Below are 1,675 nucleotides of genomic sequence, written 5' to 3'. Positions count from 1 at the left end.
CCCCCGCCACTTCAGGCTCGGGCGGCAACCCGACCTCCTTGCCTTCGGCACCGGTGGAGGAGCGGAGTTCCCGAAGCCGCGGCCCGACCTCATCGCCGACCTCTTCTCGCGCATCAGGGCGGCGGCGCCCGACCTCCAGACCCTCCACATCGACAATGTGAACCCCGGCACCATAGCCCGCCACGAGGAGGAGAGCCGCGAGGCCCTTGCCGCCATCGTGGCAGGCCACACGCCCGGCGACGTCGCGGCCTTCGGTATGGAGACCGCCGACCCCGCGGTGATCCGGGCGAACAACCTCAAGGCCCTCCCCGACGCGGTCTTCCGGGCTATCGAGGTCGTCAACGAGGTCGGCGGCGGGCGGCGGGACGGCGTCCCCGACCTCCTCCCGGGCCTCAACTTTGTCTGCGGCCTTGCCGGCGAGACCGCGGAGACCTATGCCCGAAACCGCGCCTTCCTGGAGAAGGTGCTCGCCGCCGGTCTCCAGGTGCGGCGGGTGAACATCAGGCAGTTGATGCCCTTCATGGGCACGCGGGCCTACGAGGAGAACACCCTCGGGCGGCACGAAGGGGCGTTTCGGGCCTTCAAGGAGTGGGTGAGGAAGGAATTCGACCTCCCCATGCTGAGAAGGGTCTTCCCGGCAGGCACCCTCCTCTCCAACGTCGGGGTCGAGGTCTCCGGGCAGACGAGTTTCGGCCGGCAGATGGGGTCGTACCCCATCCTTGTCGGCCTCCCCCTCTCCCTCCCCGAGGGGACGGTCACCGACGCCGTCGTCGTCGACTGGGGCATGCGGTCGATCACCGCTCTCCCGGCGCCGGTCGAGGTGAACACTCTCCCGCCGTCGGCGATACGCAGTATCCCCGGCGTCGGCAAGAAGACGGCGGTCACGGTCCTTGCAAAGCGGCCCTTCAGGGATCTCGCCGCATTCAGGAAGGTCGCGGGGGAGACTGCGGTGGACGGGTACCTCGCGTTCGAGTGAGAGGGGTACACCTCCTCCGGGAGAAGAGCCCATCGTGTCTGATATTTTTCAGAAAAAATGGCTCTGTTGAATCGGGCATGAACCCCGGGCTCAAGCACACTCCATGAAAATTGTTCAGGGGCATGTGCCAATCGACGTGCCTTCCCGCACGCTCGCGCCGGGGGACTGCCTCGAAGGTCTTCGACCTTCTCGTTGCCCCCGGACCCCCGCATTGCGATAGGGTCGGGAAGGCGGTGAATCTGCGTCTCCTCTCATGGAAGGGAGAGAGACATCAACCTGAACATGAGGATTTCAACAAAGCCGAAAAAATAAATCCTGGTGCTCTCTACTCCTATCATGCCGCCCGAAATCGTCGAAAAGGTGAAAGGGTTCGTCATGCGCCCGGTGGAGGCGTTCGGGAACGCACGATCCGACGAACCGGGCGCCGTCCTCAAATACTTTGTCGTCCTCCTCGCCATCAACTTAACCCTCCTCACCATTTTCATCATTGGCTGGCTCTTCTCCTACACCTTAACGTCTGGCGGGAACGCCGCGGCGCTTGTGTTTGACGGGATCACATTTGTCATCGGCGAATTGATCGGCGGAACCGTTCTCTTCTTCCTCGCCTGCATGGTCTTCCACCTCTTCGTCGCCCTCGTCGTCGGCGGGAAGGGCATCGAGCAGACGTTCAGGGCCCTGGCGTACGGCGCCACCCCCGGC

Annotated in this window: 2 pseudogenes; both read left to right on the top strand. The window is 64.4% G+C overall.

Annotated features, from left to right (window positions below):
* Positions 1-976, top strand: a pseudogene (locus Q0520_RS11630) (radical SAM protein); the annotation flags it as partial.
* A 336-nt stretch (positions 977-1,312) separates the two neighbouring features.
* Positions 1,313-1,675: pseudogene (locus tag Q0520_RS11625) on the top strand (hypothetical protein); the annotation flags it as partial.

It is taken from the genome of uncultured Methanofollis sp. (assembly GCF_937919355.1).
In the GTDB taxonomy this organism is placed as follows: Archaea; Halobacteriota; Methanomicrobia; order Methanomicrobiales; family Methanofollaceae; genus Methanofollis.
This window is presented reverse-complemented; position numbering and strand designations above follow the sequence as displayed.